At 69.5% G+C, this 14962-nt stretch carries 13 protein-coding genes and 2 tRNA genes; 12 read left to right on the top strand and 3 right to left on the bottom strand.

From position 1 onward, the window contains the following. The first annotated feature begins 165 nt into the window (after positions 1-165). The 9 genes from leuA (at position 166) to M4I32_RS01370 (ending at position 9689) form a co-directional block, all read left to right on the top strand. On the top strand, positions 166-1920 hold the full coding sequence (leuA, locus tag M4I32_RS01410; protein WP_319032699.1) for a 2-isopropylmalate synthase: 1755 nt from the start codon (positions 166-168) through the stop codon (positions 1918-1920). A gap of 94 nt (positions 1921-2014) precedes the next feature. Next, positions 2015-2743: a DNA repair protein RecO gene (gene recO / locus M4I32_RS01405; RefSeq protein WP_319032698.1), complete on the top strand. Its 729-nt coding sequence runs from the start codon at positions 2015-2017 to the stop codon at positions 2741-2743. After that, positions 2740-3549 (top strand): isoprenyl transferase, encoded by an 810-nt coding sequence (locus M4I32_RS01400; RefSeq protein WP_319032697.1) that lies wholly within the window; start codon positions 2740-2742, stop codon positions 3547-3549. The genes recO and M4I32_RS01400 overlap by 4 nt, the downstream gene beginning before the upstream one ends. A gap of 44 nt (positions 3550-3593) precedes the next feature. Next, positions 3594-4316, top strand: coding sequence for a DsbA family oxidoreductase (locus M4I32_RS01395; protein ID WP_319032696.1), 723 nt, complete (start codon positions 3594-3596; stop codon positions 4314-4316). Positions 4317-4335: 19 nt separating this feature from the next. Continuing rightward, on the top strand, positions 4336-5514 hold the full coding sequence (gene dusB, locus M4I32_RS01390) for a tRNA dihydrouridine synthase DusB (protein ID WP_319032695.1): 1179 nt from the start codon (positions 4336-4338) through the stop codon (positions 5512-5514). Then, complete coding sequence (locus M4I32_RS01385) at positions 5504-6838, top strand: deoxyguanosinetriphosphate triphosphohydrolase (protein ID WP_319032694.1); 1335 nt, start codon at positions 5504-5506, stop codon at positions 6836-6838. The genes dusB and M4I32_RS01385 overlap by 11 nt, the downstream gene beginning before the upstream one ends. After that, complete coding sequence (gene dnaG, locus M4I32_RS01380; RefSeq protein ID WP_319032693.1) at positions 6838-8712, top strand: DNA primase; 1875 nt, start codon at positions 6838-6840, stop codon at positions 8710-8712. The genes M4I32_RS01385 and dnaG overlap by 1 nt, the downstream gene beginning before the upstream one ends. A gap of 38 nt (positions 8713-8750) precedes the next feature. Then, positions 8751-9542, top strand: a complete 792-nt coding sequence (locus tag M4I32_RS01375; RefSeq protein WP_319032692.1) for an ATP-binding cassette domain-containing protein — start codon at positions 8751-8753, stop codon at positions 9540-9542. A gap of 71 nt (positions 9543-9613) precedes the next feature. Next, positions 9614-9689, top strand: a tRNA-Asn gene (locus tag M4I32_RS01370). 42 nt (positions 9690-9731) lie between these two features. Here the strand turns inward: M4I32_RS01370 and M4I32_RS01365 are convergent. Then, positions 9732-10055 (bottom strand): tryptophan synthase subunit alpha, encoded by a 324-nt coding sequence (locus M4I32_RS01365; protein WP_319032691.1) that lies wholly within the window; start codon positions 10053-10055, stop codon positions 9732-9734. A 34-nt stretch (positions 10056-10089) separates the two neighbouring features. Continuing rightward, positions 10090-10656 carry a peptide deformylase gene (gene def, locus M4I32_RS01360; RefSeq protein WP_319032690.1) on the bottom strand — a complete coding sequence of 189 codons (567 nt, stop codon included), beginning with the start codon at positions 10654-10656 and terminating at the stop codon, positions 10090-10092. A gap of 44 nt (positions 10657-10700) precedes the next feature. On the opposite strand from def, the gene M4I32_RS01355 reads away from it, so the two are divergent. Next, entirely contained in the window at positions 10701-11696 is a 996-nt protein-coding gene (locus tag M4I32_RS01355) for a DMT family transporter (RefSeq protein ID WP_319032907.1), read from the top strand. Positions 11697-11729: 33 nt separating this feature from the next. Further along, positions 11730-11803 (top strand) — tRNA-Ile (locus tag M4I32_RS01350). A 91-nt stretch (positions 11804-11894) separates the two neighbouring features. Here M4I32_RS01350 and M4I32_RS01345 read toward each other — a convergent pair. After that, positions 11895-13898, bottom strand: coding sequence for a DUF262 domain-containing protein (locus M4I32_RS01345; RefSeq protein WP_319032689.1), 2004 nt, complete (start codon positions 13896-13898; stop codon positions 11895-11897). 256 nt (positions 13899-14154) lie between these two features. Here M4I32_RS01345 and M4I32_RS01340 point away from each other — a divergent pair, with 256 nt between their 5' ends. Then, positions 14155-14928, top strand: coding sequence for a hypothetical protein (locus M4I32_RS01340; protein WP_319032688.1), 774 nt, complete (start codon positions 14155-14157; stop codon positions 14926-14928). The last annotated feature ends 34 nt before the right edge of the window (positions 14929-14962 follow it).

Genomic DNA, 14962 nt, shown 5'->3' with positions numbered 1-14962 from the left:
TCGTCTCATCCCTCGCGCACGATGCGACACGCACTGCTAACATGGGTGCATGCGCCAGGGCGGTCTTCTCCTTCTTCCTTGCCGCGACGAGGCCTCGATCTAGGGCCTTCCTCGTCGCGGAGCTGATCGTGTGCCCGCCCCTCACGACGAGAGAAGAACGAGATCATGGAGAACAACCAGCGCACTTCCGGGATGCCGGTGCAGAAGTACCGCCCCTTCCACGAGCAGATCCGCGTCGATCTTCCCGACCGCACCTGGCCGAGCACCCGCATCACTCAGGCTCCGCGGTGGTGTGCCGTCGACCTGCGTGACGGCAACCAGGCACTCATCGACCCGATGAGCCCCGAGCGCAAGCGCATCATGTTCGACCTGCTGGTCGGCATGGGCTACAAGGAGATCGAGGTCGGCTTCCCCTCGGCCAGCCAGACGGACTTCGACTTCGTGCGGCACCTGATCGAGGACGACGTCATTCCCGAAGACGTGACGATCCAGGTGCTCACCCAGTGCCGCGAGCACCTGATCGAGCGCACGTACGAGTCGATCGCCGGCGCCAAACGTGCGATCGTGCACCTGTACAACTCGACCAGCATCGTCCAGCGCGAGGTCGTCTTCCGCACCGGCCGCCAGGGCATCATCGACATCGCGCTCGAGGGCGCGCGCCTGTGTCGCGAGTTCGAGAAGCGCATTCCCGAGACGCAGGTGTTCTACGAGTACTCGCCCGAGAGCTACACGGGGACCGAACTCGAGTTCGCCGCGGACATCTGCAACCGGGTGCTCGAGGTGCTCGAGCCCACGCCGGAGCGCAAGGTGATCATCAACCTGCCCGCGACCGTCGAGATGGCGACTCCCAACGTGTACGCCGACTCGATCGAGTGGATGAGCCGGCACCTGCACCCCCGCGAGAGCGTCATCCTCTCGCTGCACCCGCACAACGACCGCGGCACCGCCGTCGCCGCCGCCGAGCTGGGCTACATGGCCGGAGCAGACCGCATCGAGGGATGCCTGTTCGGCAATGGCGAGCGCACCGGCAACGTCGATCTGGTGGCGCTCGGAATCAACCTGCTGACGCAGGGCATCGACCCGCAGATCGACTTCAGCGACATCGACCAGGTCAAGCGCACCGCGGAGTACTGCAATCAGCTGGCGGTTCACGAGCGCAGCCCCTGGGCCGGCGACCTCGTCTACACGGCGTTCAGCGGCTCCCACCAGGACGCCATCAAGAAGGGCCTGGAGTCGCTGCAGGCGAAGGCGGACGCCGCGGGTGTCACGGTGGACGAGATCGAGTGGGCGGTGCCGTACCTGCCGATCGACCCCAAGGACCTGGGTCGCTCGTACGAGGCCGTCATCCGCGTCAACTCACAGTCCGGCAAGGGCGGCGTGGCATATCTGCTGCGCACGGACCACGCCCTCGACCTGCCGCGTCGCCTGCAGATCGAGTTCTCGGGCGTCGTGCAGGCCAAGACGGATGCCGACGGTGGCGAGGTCACGAGCGCGCAGATCTGGTCGATCTTCACCGACGAGTATCTGCCCGCCGATGACGACGAGAAGCGGTGGGGCCGATTCGAGCTGCTCGGCACGCGCACGTCGAGCGACATGACGGGTGACGTCGAACTGCACGTGCGCCTGCGCGACGGAGACGGCGTCGAAGACACCGTCGGACACGGCAACGGACCGATCGCCGCGTTCCTCGATGTGCTGAAGCAGCGCGGCCTCGACGTGACGGTGTTCGACTACGTCGAGCACACGCTGGGAGCCGGAGGCGACGCGCAGGCCGCGTCGTACGTCGAGATGCAGGTCGAGGACGAGCGCCTGTGGGGCGTCGGGATCGACGGCGACATCTCGACTGCCAGCCTCAAGGCGGTCGTCTCGGGCGTCAACCGCGCCATCCGCGTCCGCCGTCCCGAACTGGTCGCGGTCTAGTCTCCCCGGATCGAGGACGCGCGGATGCCGCCGGTTCCGCGCAGTGGAGTGCGCATCCGCGCGTTCTCGACGCGCCGGCGGCGATAATGGACCGGTGCCCACCTATCGCGATGAGGTCGTCGTCCTCCGCACCCACAAGCTGGGCGAGGCCGACCGCATCGTGACGATGCTCAGTCGGGCGCACGGCAAGGTACGGGCCGTCGCCAAGGGGGTGCGTCGCACCTCGTCGAGATTCGGGGCGCGCCTGGAGCCGTTCATGGTCGTGGACGTGCAGCTGTACGCCGGCCGCTCTCTCGACATCATCCAGCAGGCCGAGAGCCTCGGGGCGTACGGAGCGGAGATCGTCGCCGACTACGACCGCTACACGACCGCCAACGCGATGGTCGAGACTGCGGACCGCCTGAACGAGGCCGAGGCGACGCCCCAGCAATACCTGCTGCTGGTCGGCGGTCTGCGTGCTCTGTCTCGGGGCGAGCACGCTCCGCGCAGCATCCTCGGCTCCTACCTGCTGCGCGTGATGGCGCTGTCGGGGTGGGCTCCGAGTCTGGTCGACTGCGCCCGCTGCGGTGCCGTCGGCCCGCACCGCACCTTCGTGCCGCAGGCCGGCGGTGTCGTCTGCGACGCCTGCGCCCCCGCGGGCTCGGCCCGCATCGGCACCGCGGCGATCGAGGTGCTGCGCGCGCAGATGGCGGGGGAGTGGGACGTCGTCGATGCCGCCGCCCCCGCCGCCGCAGCCGGCGCGGCGGGGGCCGTTGCCGCGTACGCGCAGTGGCACCTCGAACGCGGCATCCGCTCTCTGTCCCATCTGGAGGCGCTTCGGTGACACCCAAGCCATATACCCACCGCGACGCGGTGCCCTACCGTCCGCTCGACTGGACGGGGGTGCAGCCGCCGGTCTTCGCACCGGGCAGCGTTCCTGCGCACGTCGCCATCGTGATGGACGGGAACGGCCGGTGGGCGAATCGCCGCGGACTCTCGCGCGTGGAAGGGCACAAGGCCGGGGAGTCGGCGTTGCTCGACGTCGTCGCCGGCGCGATACAGGCCGGCGTCACCCACCTCAGCGTCTACGCCTTCTCGACGGAGAACTGGTCGCGCTCTCCCGACGAGGTGCGGTTTCTGATGGGCTTCAATCGCGACGTGCTGCACCGTCGTCGCGACCAGCTCAACGAGTGGGACGTGCGCGTGCGGTGGGCGGGCCGGCGGCCGCGCCTGTGGGGGTCGGTCGTGAAGGAGCTGCAGCACGCCGAGCGCCTGACCCAGCACAACCGCACGCTGACGCTGACGATGTGCGTGAACTACGGCGGCCGGGTCGAGCTCGTCGACGCGATGCGTGGGATCGCCGACGATGTCGCCGCGGGTCGGCTCAAGCCGTCGGCGGTCACCGAGAAGCTGATCGGACGGCGCCTGTACGTGCCCGACATGCCGGATGTCGACCTCTTCGTGCGTTCCAGCGGCGAGCAGCGCACGTCGAACTTCCTGCTGTGGGAATCGGCGTACGCGGAGTATGTGTTCCTCGACACGCTGTGGCCGGATTTCAGCCGCGAGCATCTCTGGCGCGCGATCGATCTGTACCAGAGCAGGGACCGGCGTTTCGGCGGAGCCGTCGACAAACCCGGCCCCACCGCATAGCGGATGGGGAATACCCGCACCGCCCGCGGTGGTTGGACCTGCGTGTGAGCAACGCCATCAAGATCGACGTGTGGAGTGACATCGCCTGCCCCTGGTGCTACATCGGCAAGCGCAATCTCGAGAACGGGCTGGCGCAGCTGGCCCGCGACGGCGACATCCCCGCCGTCGAAGTGACCCTGCACTCGTACGAGCTCTCGCCCGACACCCCCGTGGACTTCGAGGGCGACGAGATCGACTACCTCGCCGGCCACAAGGGGATGCCGCGCGAGCAGGTCTCCGAGATGCTGACGCGGGTGACGCAGGTTGCGCACGAGGCCGGGCTCGACTACCGCTTCGACCGGCTGCAGCACACCAACACCGTGATCGCGCACGAGCTGCTGCACGCGGCGAAGGCCGCCGGCCGGCAGGCCGACATGGCGGAGCGCCTCATGTCGGCCTACTTCACGGAGGGACGCCACGTGGGGCGGATCGACGAGCTGGTCGAACTGGCCGCCGAGGTCGGCTTGGACGAGACCGAGGTGCGCGAGGCGCTGGGCTCACGCCGGTACCTTCCCGATGTCCACGCCGACGAGGAGCAGGCTCGCGCCTACGGCATCACCGGCGTGCCGTTCTTCGTGTTCGACGGCACCTACGGAGTCAGCGGCGCTCAGCCGCCTGAGGCCTTCGTGCAGGTCATTCGGCAGGTGGTCACCGAACGCACCACGGTCGCATCCGCGAACGACGACCACGACGGCGGGGATGAGACGCCCCACACGTCGTCCGCCTGACCGGCGGGCATCTGGGACAATGGCGAGTATGTCCACCGCCACCACCGCGCCCGTGCGGGGAGCCGTCGCGCCCCTGCGGATCGGTGCGATGCGCCTGGACGTCCCCGTGGTGCTCGCACCGATGGCGGGCATCACGAACACCGCGTTCCGCCGGCTCTGCCGCGAGTACGGGGCGGGCCTGTACGTCAGCGAGATGATCACCTCGCGCGCTCTGGTCGAGCGAAACGAGACGACGATGCGACTCGTCCGCCACCACGAGTCCGAGACGCCGAGATCGATCCAGCTCTACGGCGTCGACCCGACGACCGTGGCCGAGGCCGTGCGCATCATCGTCGCCGAGGACCTCGCCGACCACGTCGATCTCAACTTCGGCTGTCCGGTGCCCAAGGTCACGCGCAAGGGCGGGGGAGCGGCGCTGCCATGGAAGCTCGGCCTGTTCCGAAGCATCGTCGAGGACGCCGCCCGTGCGGCGGGCGATCTGCCGCTCACCGTCAAGATGCGCAAGGGAATCGACGAGGACCACCTCACGTATGTGGACGCCGGACGCATCGCCCAGGATGCGGGAGCCGCGGCGGTCGCGCTGCACGCGCGCACGGCGGCCGAGTTCTACTCGGGTGCCGCGGATTGGGAGGCGATCGCGCGTCTGAAGGAGGCGGTCACCGAGGTCCCGGTGCTCGGCAACGGCGACATCTGGTCGGCGGACGACGCCGTCACCATGATGCGCCGCACCGGGTGCGACGGGGTCGTCGTCGGACGCGGATGTCTCGGCCGGCCCTGGCTCTTCGGCGATCTCGCCGCCGCGTTCGGGCAGGATGCGCCCGCGGTGGATGCCACCCTCGGTTTCGTCGCGGCGGCTTTCCGCCGTCATGCCGAGCTGCTCGTGGAGTTCTTCGAGGACGAGCAGCGGGGATGCCGCGACATCCGCAAGCACGTCGCGTGGTATTTCAAGGGGTACCCGGTGGGCGGTGACACCCGTGCCGCTCTGGCGACCGTCTCGAGCCTCGCACAGATCGACGAGCTGCTCGCGACCCTCGACCACGATGAGCCGTATCCCGGCGCAGCTGCAGAAGGCCAGCGGGGCCGGGCCGGCAGCCCGAAGCGCCCGGCGCTGCCGGACGGGTGGCTCGCGGATCGCGGTCTCGACCAGGCGGCATCCCGCGATCTCGCGACGGCGGAGCTGAGCCACAGTGGCGGCTGACGCCCGCTCCGGCTCGCGACGGGTGCGCGCCGACGGCTATGACGCGCATGACGTCGAGCGCTTCCACCGCGAAAGGCACCGCTCCGAGCGCGACGACTTCGCCCGTGATCGCGCCCGCGTGCTGCACTCCGCGGCGCTGAGGCGGCTGGCTGCGAAGACCCAGGTGCTCTCGCCGGCAAGCCCGGCGGATTTCGCGCGCAACCGGCTGACGCACTCCCTCGAGGTCGCGCAGGTCGGCCGCGAACTCGCGACCCAGCTGGCTCTCGCCGCCGACGTCGTCGACACCGCCTGCCTCGGACACGACCTCGGGCACCCTCCGTTCGGGCACAACGGCGAGCGCGCACTCAACGACTGGGCCGCCGACATCGGCGGCTTCGAAGGCAACGCCCAGACGCTGCGCATCCTCAGCAGGCTCGAGCCGAAGGTGCTGGATGCCGAGGGTCGCTCGCACGGCGTCAACCTCACCCGCGCGAGCCTCGACGCGAGCTGCAAGTACCCGTGGACCTCCGAGCATCCCGTGCCCGACCCGGGAGGGCGGCTCAAGTACGGCGTCTATCGCGAGGACGAGGACGTCTTCCGCTGGATGCGGGAGGGGGCGCCCGGTCGCGTCCGCTGCATCGAAGCCGAGGTGATGGACCTCGCCGACGACATCGCCTACTCCGTGCACGACTTCGAGGACGCGGTGACGAACGGCTACCTCGATCCCCGCCGGCTGGCCTCGCCGCGCGAGCACGACGCGATCGTGACCGCCATCCAGGCGTGGGTGGGGTACGACTTCGCCCGGGACGAGCTCGACGACGCCCTGTATCGGCTGACCAGCATGTCGGAGTGGATCCCGACCTTCGACGGCTCACGCGCCGACCTGGGGCGACTCAAGAACCTGACGAGCGATCTGATCGGCCGCTTCGCGAGGGCGGCCACCACCGCCACCCGCGAGGCGTATCCCGATCGCGCGCTGACACGCTATTCCGCGCACGTCGTCGTGCCGCGCGTCGTCGAGGCCGAGGTCGCGGCGCTCAAGGGCATGATCGGTGCGTTCGTCGTCTCGATCGAGGGCCGCCGGGCGCTCTACAAGGAGCAGCGGCGCATGCTCAAGCGACTCGCGGACGCGCTCTGGGCAGCCGGACCGGCCATCCTCACGCCGGTTCTGCGCGCCGATTTCGACGAGGCGCCCGATGACGCGGCCCGGCGCCGGGTCGTGGTCGACCAGGTCGCGAGCCTGACCGACCAGGACGCGATCGCGTGGCACATGCGCCACGCCGGCGACCTCGACGTCGCCTCCCTCGGGATCTGGACGCCCCGCGCGGGCGCGACGGAGTCCTGATGGCCGGCCGCATCCGGCAGGCGGACGTCGAGGAGGTCAAGGCGCGCACCAACCTCGGCGACGTCGTGGGCGAGCGGGTCGCGCTCAAGTCGGCGGGGGTGGGCTCGCTCAAGGGTCTGTGCCCCTTCCACGACGAGCGCAGCCCCAGCTTCCACGTTCGCCCGCAGGTCGGCTTCTACCACTGCTTCGGATGCGGGGAGTCCGGCGACGCCTACACCTTCTTGCAGAAGATGGATCACATGACCTTCGCCGAGGCGGTCGAACGACTCGCGGCGCGCATCGGCTTCCCCCTCCACTACGAAGAGGGGGGTCCGGCCGCGCCCGCGACGAGCGGGCGTTCGCGTCTCTACGAGGCGAACCAGGCCGCCTCCGCCTGGTTCCAGCGCCAGCTCTCGTCGCCCGAGGCGGAGGCCGGTCGCCGGTTCCTGGGGGAGCGCGGATTCGACGCCGGCGCCGCAGCCCACTTCGGGGTGGGCTATGCCCCGCGCGGGTGGGAAGGGCTCGCGAAGGCGCTCGGGGCCGAGGGCTTCTCGCGCGCGGAGCTGACGACGGCGGGCCTGCTCTCGCAGGGTCAGCGAGGCGCCTACGACCGCTTCCGAGGGCGCTTGATCTGGCCGATCCGCGACGTGACGGGCCAAACCGTCGGGTTCGGCGCCCGGCGGCTGTACGACGACGACAAGGGCCCCAAGTACCTCAACACGCCCGAGACCCCGATCTATCACAAGGCCCAGGTGCTCTACGGACTCGACCTGGCCAAGCGCGACATCTCGCGAAGCGACCGCGTGGTGATCGTCGAGGGGTACACCGACGTCATGGCGTGTCATGTGGCCGGCGTCACGACGGCGATCGCCACCTGCGGCACGTCCTTCGGCTCGGACCACATCAGCGTGCTGCGCCGCGTCATGGGAGACGACTCCGCCGCCGGCGAGGTGGTCTTCACCTTCGACCCGGATGCCGCGGGCGAGAAGGCGGCGCTGCGCGCCTTCGCGGACGAGCGGCGGTTCTCGGCGCAGACCTACGTCGCCGTGGCCCCCGAGGGCCTGGACCCGTGCGATCTGCGCCTGCGCCGGGGCGACGCGGCCGTCCGCGCGCTGATGAGCGCCAAACAGCCCATGTTCGAGTACGTGATCGACCGCAGGATCGAGAAGTTCGATCTGGGCTCGGTCGAGGGCCAGGTCGGTGCGCTGCGCGCCGCGGCGCCGATCGTCGCCGACATCCGCGACCCCGCCCTGCGACCCGGGTACACCCGGGTGCTGGCCCGCCGACTGGGAATGGACCAGTCCGAGGTGCGGCGCGCGATCGAAGCGGCTGCACGACGCGCGGCGCAGCCCCCGGACGCGCGCAGGAGCGGACCCGGGGCGGCCGACCCGCGCGTCGCCGAAGACGCAGGGGAGAGGGCCGCTCAGAGCGTGACGATCACGACGCTGCCGCGAACACCGGAGGCAGCCCTCGAGCGCGACGCGATGATGGGGTTCTTGCAGTACGGCCACACGATCCCCGAGGCGGTCCGCGATTCGGCCCTGGAGCATCCACTCACCCACCCCGCGCTCGAGGCGGTGCGATCGGCCGTACAGGCCGCCGACCTGCAGCGCCCGGGATGGGCCGTCGCCGCGGTCGATTCGGTGCGCGAGCCCTACCGCTCGCTCGCCGCGGAGCTTCTCGCCGCCCCGTTCCCCGCCCGGGACGAGCAGGGGGCGCAGGCCTCGGCGCTGTCGCTCGCCCGTCGTCTCGTGCTGCGCGCCTACGATCGCCAGAAGCGGGAACTGGTGAGCGCCGTTCAGCGAGTACCGGCGCACTCGGAGGAGGGTCGGGCGCTGCGGGTGCGGCTGCGTGATCTCGACGCGGCCCGACACGCGTTCGCATCGGAGGACTGAGGCTGGCCCGGGTAGCGTGCACGGGGCATGATGAAGGGATGACCGCGAAGCACGAGACATCCGAGGCGATCCTGTGCGCCGATCTTTCGGTCGAGCACACCTCGGGGTCGCGACCGGGCGGCGGCCGGGCGGTCGACGGCGTCACGTTCTCGACCCCGAGCGCCGGCACGACCGTGGTGCACGGTGCGACGGGCTCGGGAAAGTCGAGCCTGCTCAGCTTTCTGGCGGGGCGCGGCGGCGAGGACCTCAGCATCGTCGGCGGCGACGCGTTCGTCGCCGGGGTGAGCGTGCGCAAGCGAGGTCGTGCGCGCCGCCAGCTCACCTACCACGCGGGCTACCTCGCCCAGCGCGCCGGTGCGGATCTGCCCTCCCGGCTGACGGTGCGCGACATCGTCGCCGCGCCGATCACCGACCGGGACCGCAAGGTCAACCCCCGAGCCCTCGACCTGCGCGTCGCGTCCCTGCTCGACGAGCTGCATCTGGCGCTGGGCACCGCGGGCCGCTATCCCTACGAGCTCAGCGCCGGAATGCGACAGCGCGTCGCGATCGCGCGCGCCCTGGTGCTGGACCCGCGTGTGCTGATCGCCGACGAACCGCTTGCGAATCTCGACGTCGATGCACGGGCGGCGGTGCTGCGCGCGCTGACGCGCCGACGCGACGAGGGCGGGATGGCCGCGCTGCTCGCCACCAACGACGAGGACATCGTGGGGGCGCTCTCGGCCGAGGTCCTGGTGCTGCAGCACGGTCACCTGGTCGCGCAGGGACGCGAAGACGAGATCCGATGGTCGCCCGCCCTGCTCAGCGACGAGTCGTCGCTGCCGCTGCCGTGAACGCCGCCGTGTCGTGAGCATGCCCGCACCTTTGCTAAACTGTTCGGGTTGCCCGACGCGATCGGGCGCATTCCTCCATAGCTCAATTGGCAGAGCAATCGGCTGTTAACCGGTAGGTTCTTGGTTCGAGTCCAAGTGGGGGAGCCACACTCCTCACGCGCACCGCATCGCCGGGCGCGCAGGGATGCTTCAGCGGGAAACCGGCTCTTCGGGCGCCTCGTCGTCGCCGATCAGGCGCCACACGGTGCGTGTCAGATCCGGGTGCTCGAGGGCGATCTGGCGAAGGATCCGGTACTCCTGAACGTGCGGCGGCATGGACCCCGGGTCGTCCACGACGGCCTCGGCACGCAGGAAGCGAATCACGAGCTCATCCACGCTCGGAAGCTCCTGCATGAACGACCAGGGGTCCTCGCCGTGCCGCAGTCGCTCCTCGATGACGACGGCGAGCTCCTCCGACGCCTCGGCCCGGAGTATCTCGAGGCTCGCGCGCCGGGCGATCCGGATCCGAGTCATCCCTCGAGCCTACGACGCGCAGCGGGTGGCGGCATCACGCCTCGAGATCATCTTCACCCGGCATCCATGAGCAGCCGGGGCGGCCCCAGCCGCGCTTCCGCGCGATCTTCTGGGCGGTCTTCCAGTCGGCATCGTCAACACGGTCGATGTAGATGATGCCGTCGAGATGGTCGAATTCGTGCTGCAGGATGCGGGCCCGCCAGCCCTCCACCTGCACCCACACGTGCTCGCCCTCCAAGTCGGTGCCCGTCAGCATCGCCCGCTCCGCGCGGCGCAGCGGGAACCGCTCGCCGGGGAACGACAGGCATCCCTCGCTTTCGAGGTCGGGATCGGGCTCTCCCGGAACCGAGGGCGAGACCCACAGCTCGGGATTGATGACGACGCCGCGCCACGGGTGCTCGTCATCGTCCAGATGGCTGTACACGAATATCCGGAGCGCGACTCCCACCTGCGGCGCCGCGAGACCGACGCCGGGCGCGGCATCCATCGTCTCGAACATGTCGGCCACGAGCACGCGGATGTCGTCGGTCACCTCGTCCACGGGTGCCGCGGGGGAGTGCAGGACGGGATCTCCCATGATCTTGATCGGTCGCACGGCCACGTATCGAGCTTATCCGGCCCGCTCCCGGTAATCTCGATGCCGTGATGTGGACGGGCTCGGTGGAGGATGTCGGCGAACAGCTCGTCGGGGCGTTCCAGAACCCCGGCCTGCTGCTCGGAATCCCCCTGGCGCTGGCGGGCGCGGTCTTCATGTCGTTCGGCGCTCAGTTCCAGCACCGGGGCGTCGTGAAGGTCGAGCGTCTGAGCGGCACCGTCGGCACGAGCGGCCTGAGCATGCAGCAGCTGCGGCGACTGTTCACGCGCCCCTCCTGGGTGGTCGGAACACTCATGCTGGGTATGGCGATCGTGTGCCAGCTGGGGGCGCTGACCGTCGCCCCGCTGATCGTGGTGCAGCCGCTCGGCGCCATCGCGCTCGTCGTCACGACGCTGCTCAACTGGCGGGTGAGCGGACACGCACCCACCCGGCGTTCCGTCATGGCCATCGTGGCGTGCGTGGGCGGGATCTTCGTCTTCGTGCTGATCGCCGCGCTGTTCGCCACCGAGAGCCCCCTCGACGAGAGTCAGCTGATCACCGTGCTGGCCATCCTCGGCGTCGTGACGTTGATCCTGCTCGTGCTCTGGTTGCTGCTTCGCCGCCGCATGCGCGCTCTGTTCTACATCCTCAGCGCGGGCGTGGTGTACGGCTTCGTCGCGACGCTCGCGAAGGTGGTCATCAAGCGCATCCAGGCCGGAGACTTCGAATGGCTGACGCTCCTGTGCCTGATCGCCTTGCTGCTTGCCACGGCGATCGGCGCGTACTTCGTGCAGACGGCGTACTCGGCCGGCCCGCCCGACCTCGTGATCGCGGGGCTCACGGTGATCGACCCGATGGTCGCGGTGCTCATCGGGCTGCTCGTGCTGGGGGAGGGCGCGGCCGCCCCGCTCTGGGCGCTCATCGGGTTCGGCATCGCCGGCGCGATCGCCACGTGGGGCGTCATCTCGCTGGCCCGCTACCACCCTCAGGTTCTGAGCGACAGCGGGGAGCTGCCCCTGCTGCGGGGACGGGACACCCACAATCCGGGTCGCGGGGCGCTCGGCTGATCCGCGGGTCGAGATAGGCTCGACGAGCGACATGGGGCGGTGGCCAAGCTGGTGAAGGCAGCGGGCTCATAACCCGACGATCGTGGGTTCAAGTCCCACCCGCCCCACAAAAGAACGCACTGCCCGCAGGGCGGTGCGTTCTCTCGTGTGATGGCAGCACGCGAACCCGCCCAAGGGTTCGCATGCGAACCGCAGCGGCTACATGTGGGCGGCGACGTACGAGTACTTCACGAACACCTCGGGCGCATGGCCGGCGTGCTCGAGCACGCCCTGGACCGCACTCAGCATGTAGCGCGCGTCCCAGCCCATGTACAGGTGGGCGCCGCCCGCCAATTCGTCCCAGTCGCCGTTCCAGGCGCGCGCGGGGTACACCGGACCACCTCGCTGGGCGCTGAACTCCTCGACGGCGCCGCGCGAATCCGCCCACAGGCGCCTGAAGACGCGGTTGAAGAGGTCACGGATGTTGTAGATCTCCCAGTGCTCACCGCGGTACTCGGTGTATTCGTACTCGCGCTCCCAGCCGCGCGGCCAGCCGCGCCGCGAGATCGCATCGAGGATCGGCGTGAGCCCGTCGTCGTCGATCGCCGCCGCTCCCGGCCGCGGCCACACCTCGACGAACCGGCCGGTCAGCTCGGCGCTGCGCTGCGAGATGGCGGCCGTGTTCCACGTTTCGACGTCCGCGATCGCACGCGTCGCCGCGACGGAGCTGCGGCGGTAGACATCGCGCTGGTCGGGGAACGAGGCATCCAGCGCCCGCTCGGCCAGCTCGGGTTCGAGGACCACCAGATTCCCCAGCGTGGGGGCGAGGGCGCGGTGGCTGTTCTGCTCGTCCTCGCTGTACTCCGCCCAGGTGCGCATGCCGTCGCCGGTCCAGGTGTCCGGGGGCGCGAGCGGAAAGACATGCAGGAGATCGTGGTCGACGCCGGGGTCCACGTCCGCGATGCGTTCCAGCACGTAGCGTGCGTGGGGCAGCTCGCCGAACTTGAGGGCGATGCGCACGCGCTCGTCGGAGGGCGTCACACGCGAGACCGCCGCCACGAGCGCCTCGTGTCCGTCGTCCCGGGCCCGGCACAGTCGGGCGACGAGTCGCGCATTGCCCAGGCCGGAGACGGCACGGCGCAGCAGAAGAGCCTGGATCATCTCGAGCGTGCCGATGGCGGCATCCGTCTGCAGAACGCCCTGTTCAAGGTCGCGCATCACGCGCATGACCAGCGGGAACATCCCGGTGCCGAAGGTCGCCGTATACGCCAGATGACGGCCCAGGCGAGGATCGGCCGCCTGCGGGGGATCGAGCAGGATGCGGTAGATGGCCGAGAAGTCCCGCCACTGTGCGGCGTACAGCCGCAGGGAATCGATGTCGAGCCGCGGGAACAGGGCGCGGAACGCGTCGTAGGCGGCATGTTCGCCCGAGACCTCGCGTCCGGTCTTCATCACCAGGTAGTGGCGCCAGAACTCACCGATCGCGTCGCCCGTGTTGCGCTCGATCGGCAGCCAGAACACATCCTCGATCTCACTCTGCTCCGCATGCGTCAGACCCATGAGCACGTAGTTGTGGATGAGCTCGTGGTCACGCAGCGGCTCACCCGTCGAGTTCAGGCTGGCGAAGATCTGCTGCGCGTTGGCCCCCGGGCCGAGCGTGATCGCGACGTGCTCGAGCTTCTGCAGCCCGCGCCAGATGCGTGGCGCCTCGTCGGCACTGATCTGGCTGCGGAAGAAGGCGTAGTTGTCGTCGAAGCGCGACTGGCGGCTCTCGCCCTCGGCCAGGTCGGTACCGAGGACGACGCGCTCGAAGACCCGTTCCCACTCCCGGTGGGGCTGGAGCTTGGTGCGCCCCGGTTCGTTCGACCGCACGAGCACGCGCTCGAGTTCGCCGGCCAGCCGCGGATCGGTCGCGCGGATGGTGTGATGCAGGGCGGCCACGAGCAGCATCAGGGTCGTCACGCGCTGCTGCCCGTCGATCAGGACCAGCTCGGGCGCCGGCGCATCGGAGGTGAGCGATGACAGCACCGAGCCGAGGAAATGCATGTGCTGCCCGTCGCTGTCGGCGACCGCGCGGATGTCGGCGAGCAGCTGCTCGCACCCGCCGATGTCCCACCGGTACTGACGCTGGTACACCGGCACCACGATCGTCGCGTCGGTCGCCGAGAGCCAGCGGATGGTGTTCACCGCGGTCGCATCGATGTTGGTTGCGCTCGTCGTCATGTGCCGTTGTCCTCGGTGCCGTCGATCCGTGCCTGCCTGCCCTGGCGCACCACCCAGCCGGCACGCCGCAACACTCGACTCTAGTTGCCCGTGCACCCCATTCCGGCGCGAAACGATGCGGTGGAACGGATGCCGCGGCACCGCCCGATATTCACGGCCCTGCTGCCCTGGCGCGTGCAGACGCCGAAGGTAGGGTGGCCTAAGTCGGGCCTGTAAAAACTTCGCTGGCCCCCTACGAAAGGTCATGATTCATCTCATGAGTTACATCAAGTCCGCCGCTCTCGAAGAGACCGGCTACGTCGTGCTCGATCGCTACAACAAGCAGATCGATCCCAAGGAGTGGCTCGACGTCGAGTACAACGACTGGAAGTCCTCCGGCGACACCCGGTTCGCCCCGCTCGCCAGCGCCTTCGGCGACATCGAGTGCAACGGCTTCTGGAACCACAAGCCGCCGCGCACCGACAAAGACGGAGTGTGGATCGACTCGCAGACCGAGAAGGCACCCACTCTCACGCAGCGCGCGAAGGAACCGGGGGCGAACGTCGGCCGGTGCCGCATCATCGAACTGCAGCCCAACACCTACGCGGACTGCCTCTACAACCTGCACCAGGACGACAACAACCGTCTCAACCCCGACGGCACCGGCTGGGTCGTGCGCGGCTTCTTCAACCTCACCGACGACAAGGACAGCTACTTCGTCCTGCGCGACAACCGCACCGACCCGGAGGGCGAGGTGCGCATCGCGCTCCCCGCCGGAGCCCAGCTGATCGTCGACACACAGCGCCTCTGGCACGCCGCGACGCACCCGGGCACCGAGCCGCGCTACTGCCTGATCACGTCGTGGACCTCGGGGCCCGAGCTCGACGCGTACATCGAGAAGTACAACGGCGTGCCCCGCGTGCCGAATGTCGAGGTGCCGCAGGACGAGCTCGACGCCGGTCAGGCGGAACAGACACGTCGGATCGCCGCCCGCGCCGCGTACTACGCCGCCAAGGGCCAGGCCGAGAAGACGGCGATGAGCGAGGCCTGAGCCGGCCCGATCATGACGGGGAGGGCCCGGTTGC

It is taken from the genome of Microbacterium sp. LRZ72 (assembly GCF_033792225.1).
Taxonomy (GTDB): Bacteria; Actinomycetota; Actinomycetes; order Actinomycetales; family Microbacteriaceae; genus Microbacterium.
This window is presented reverse-complemented; position numbering and strand designations above follow the sequence as displayed.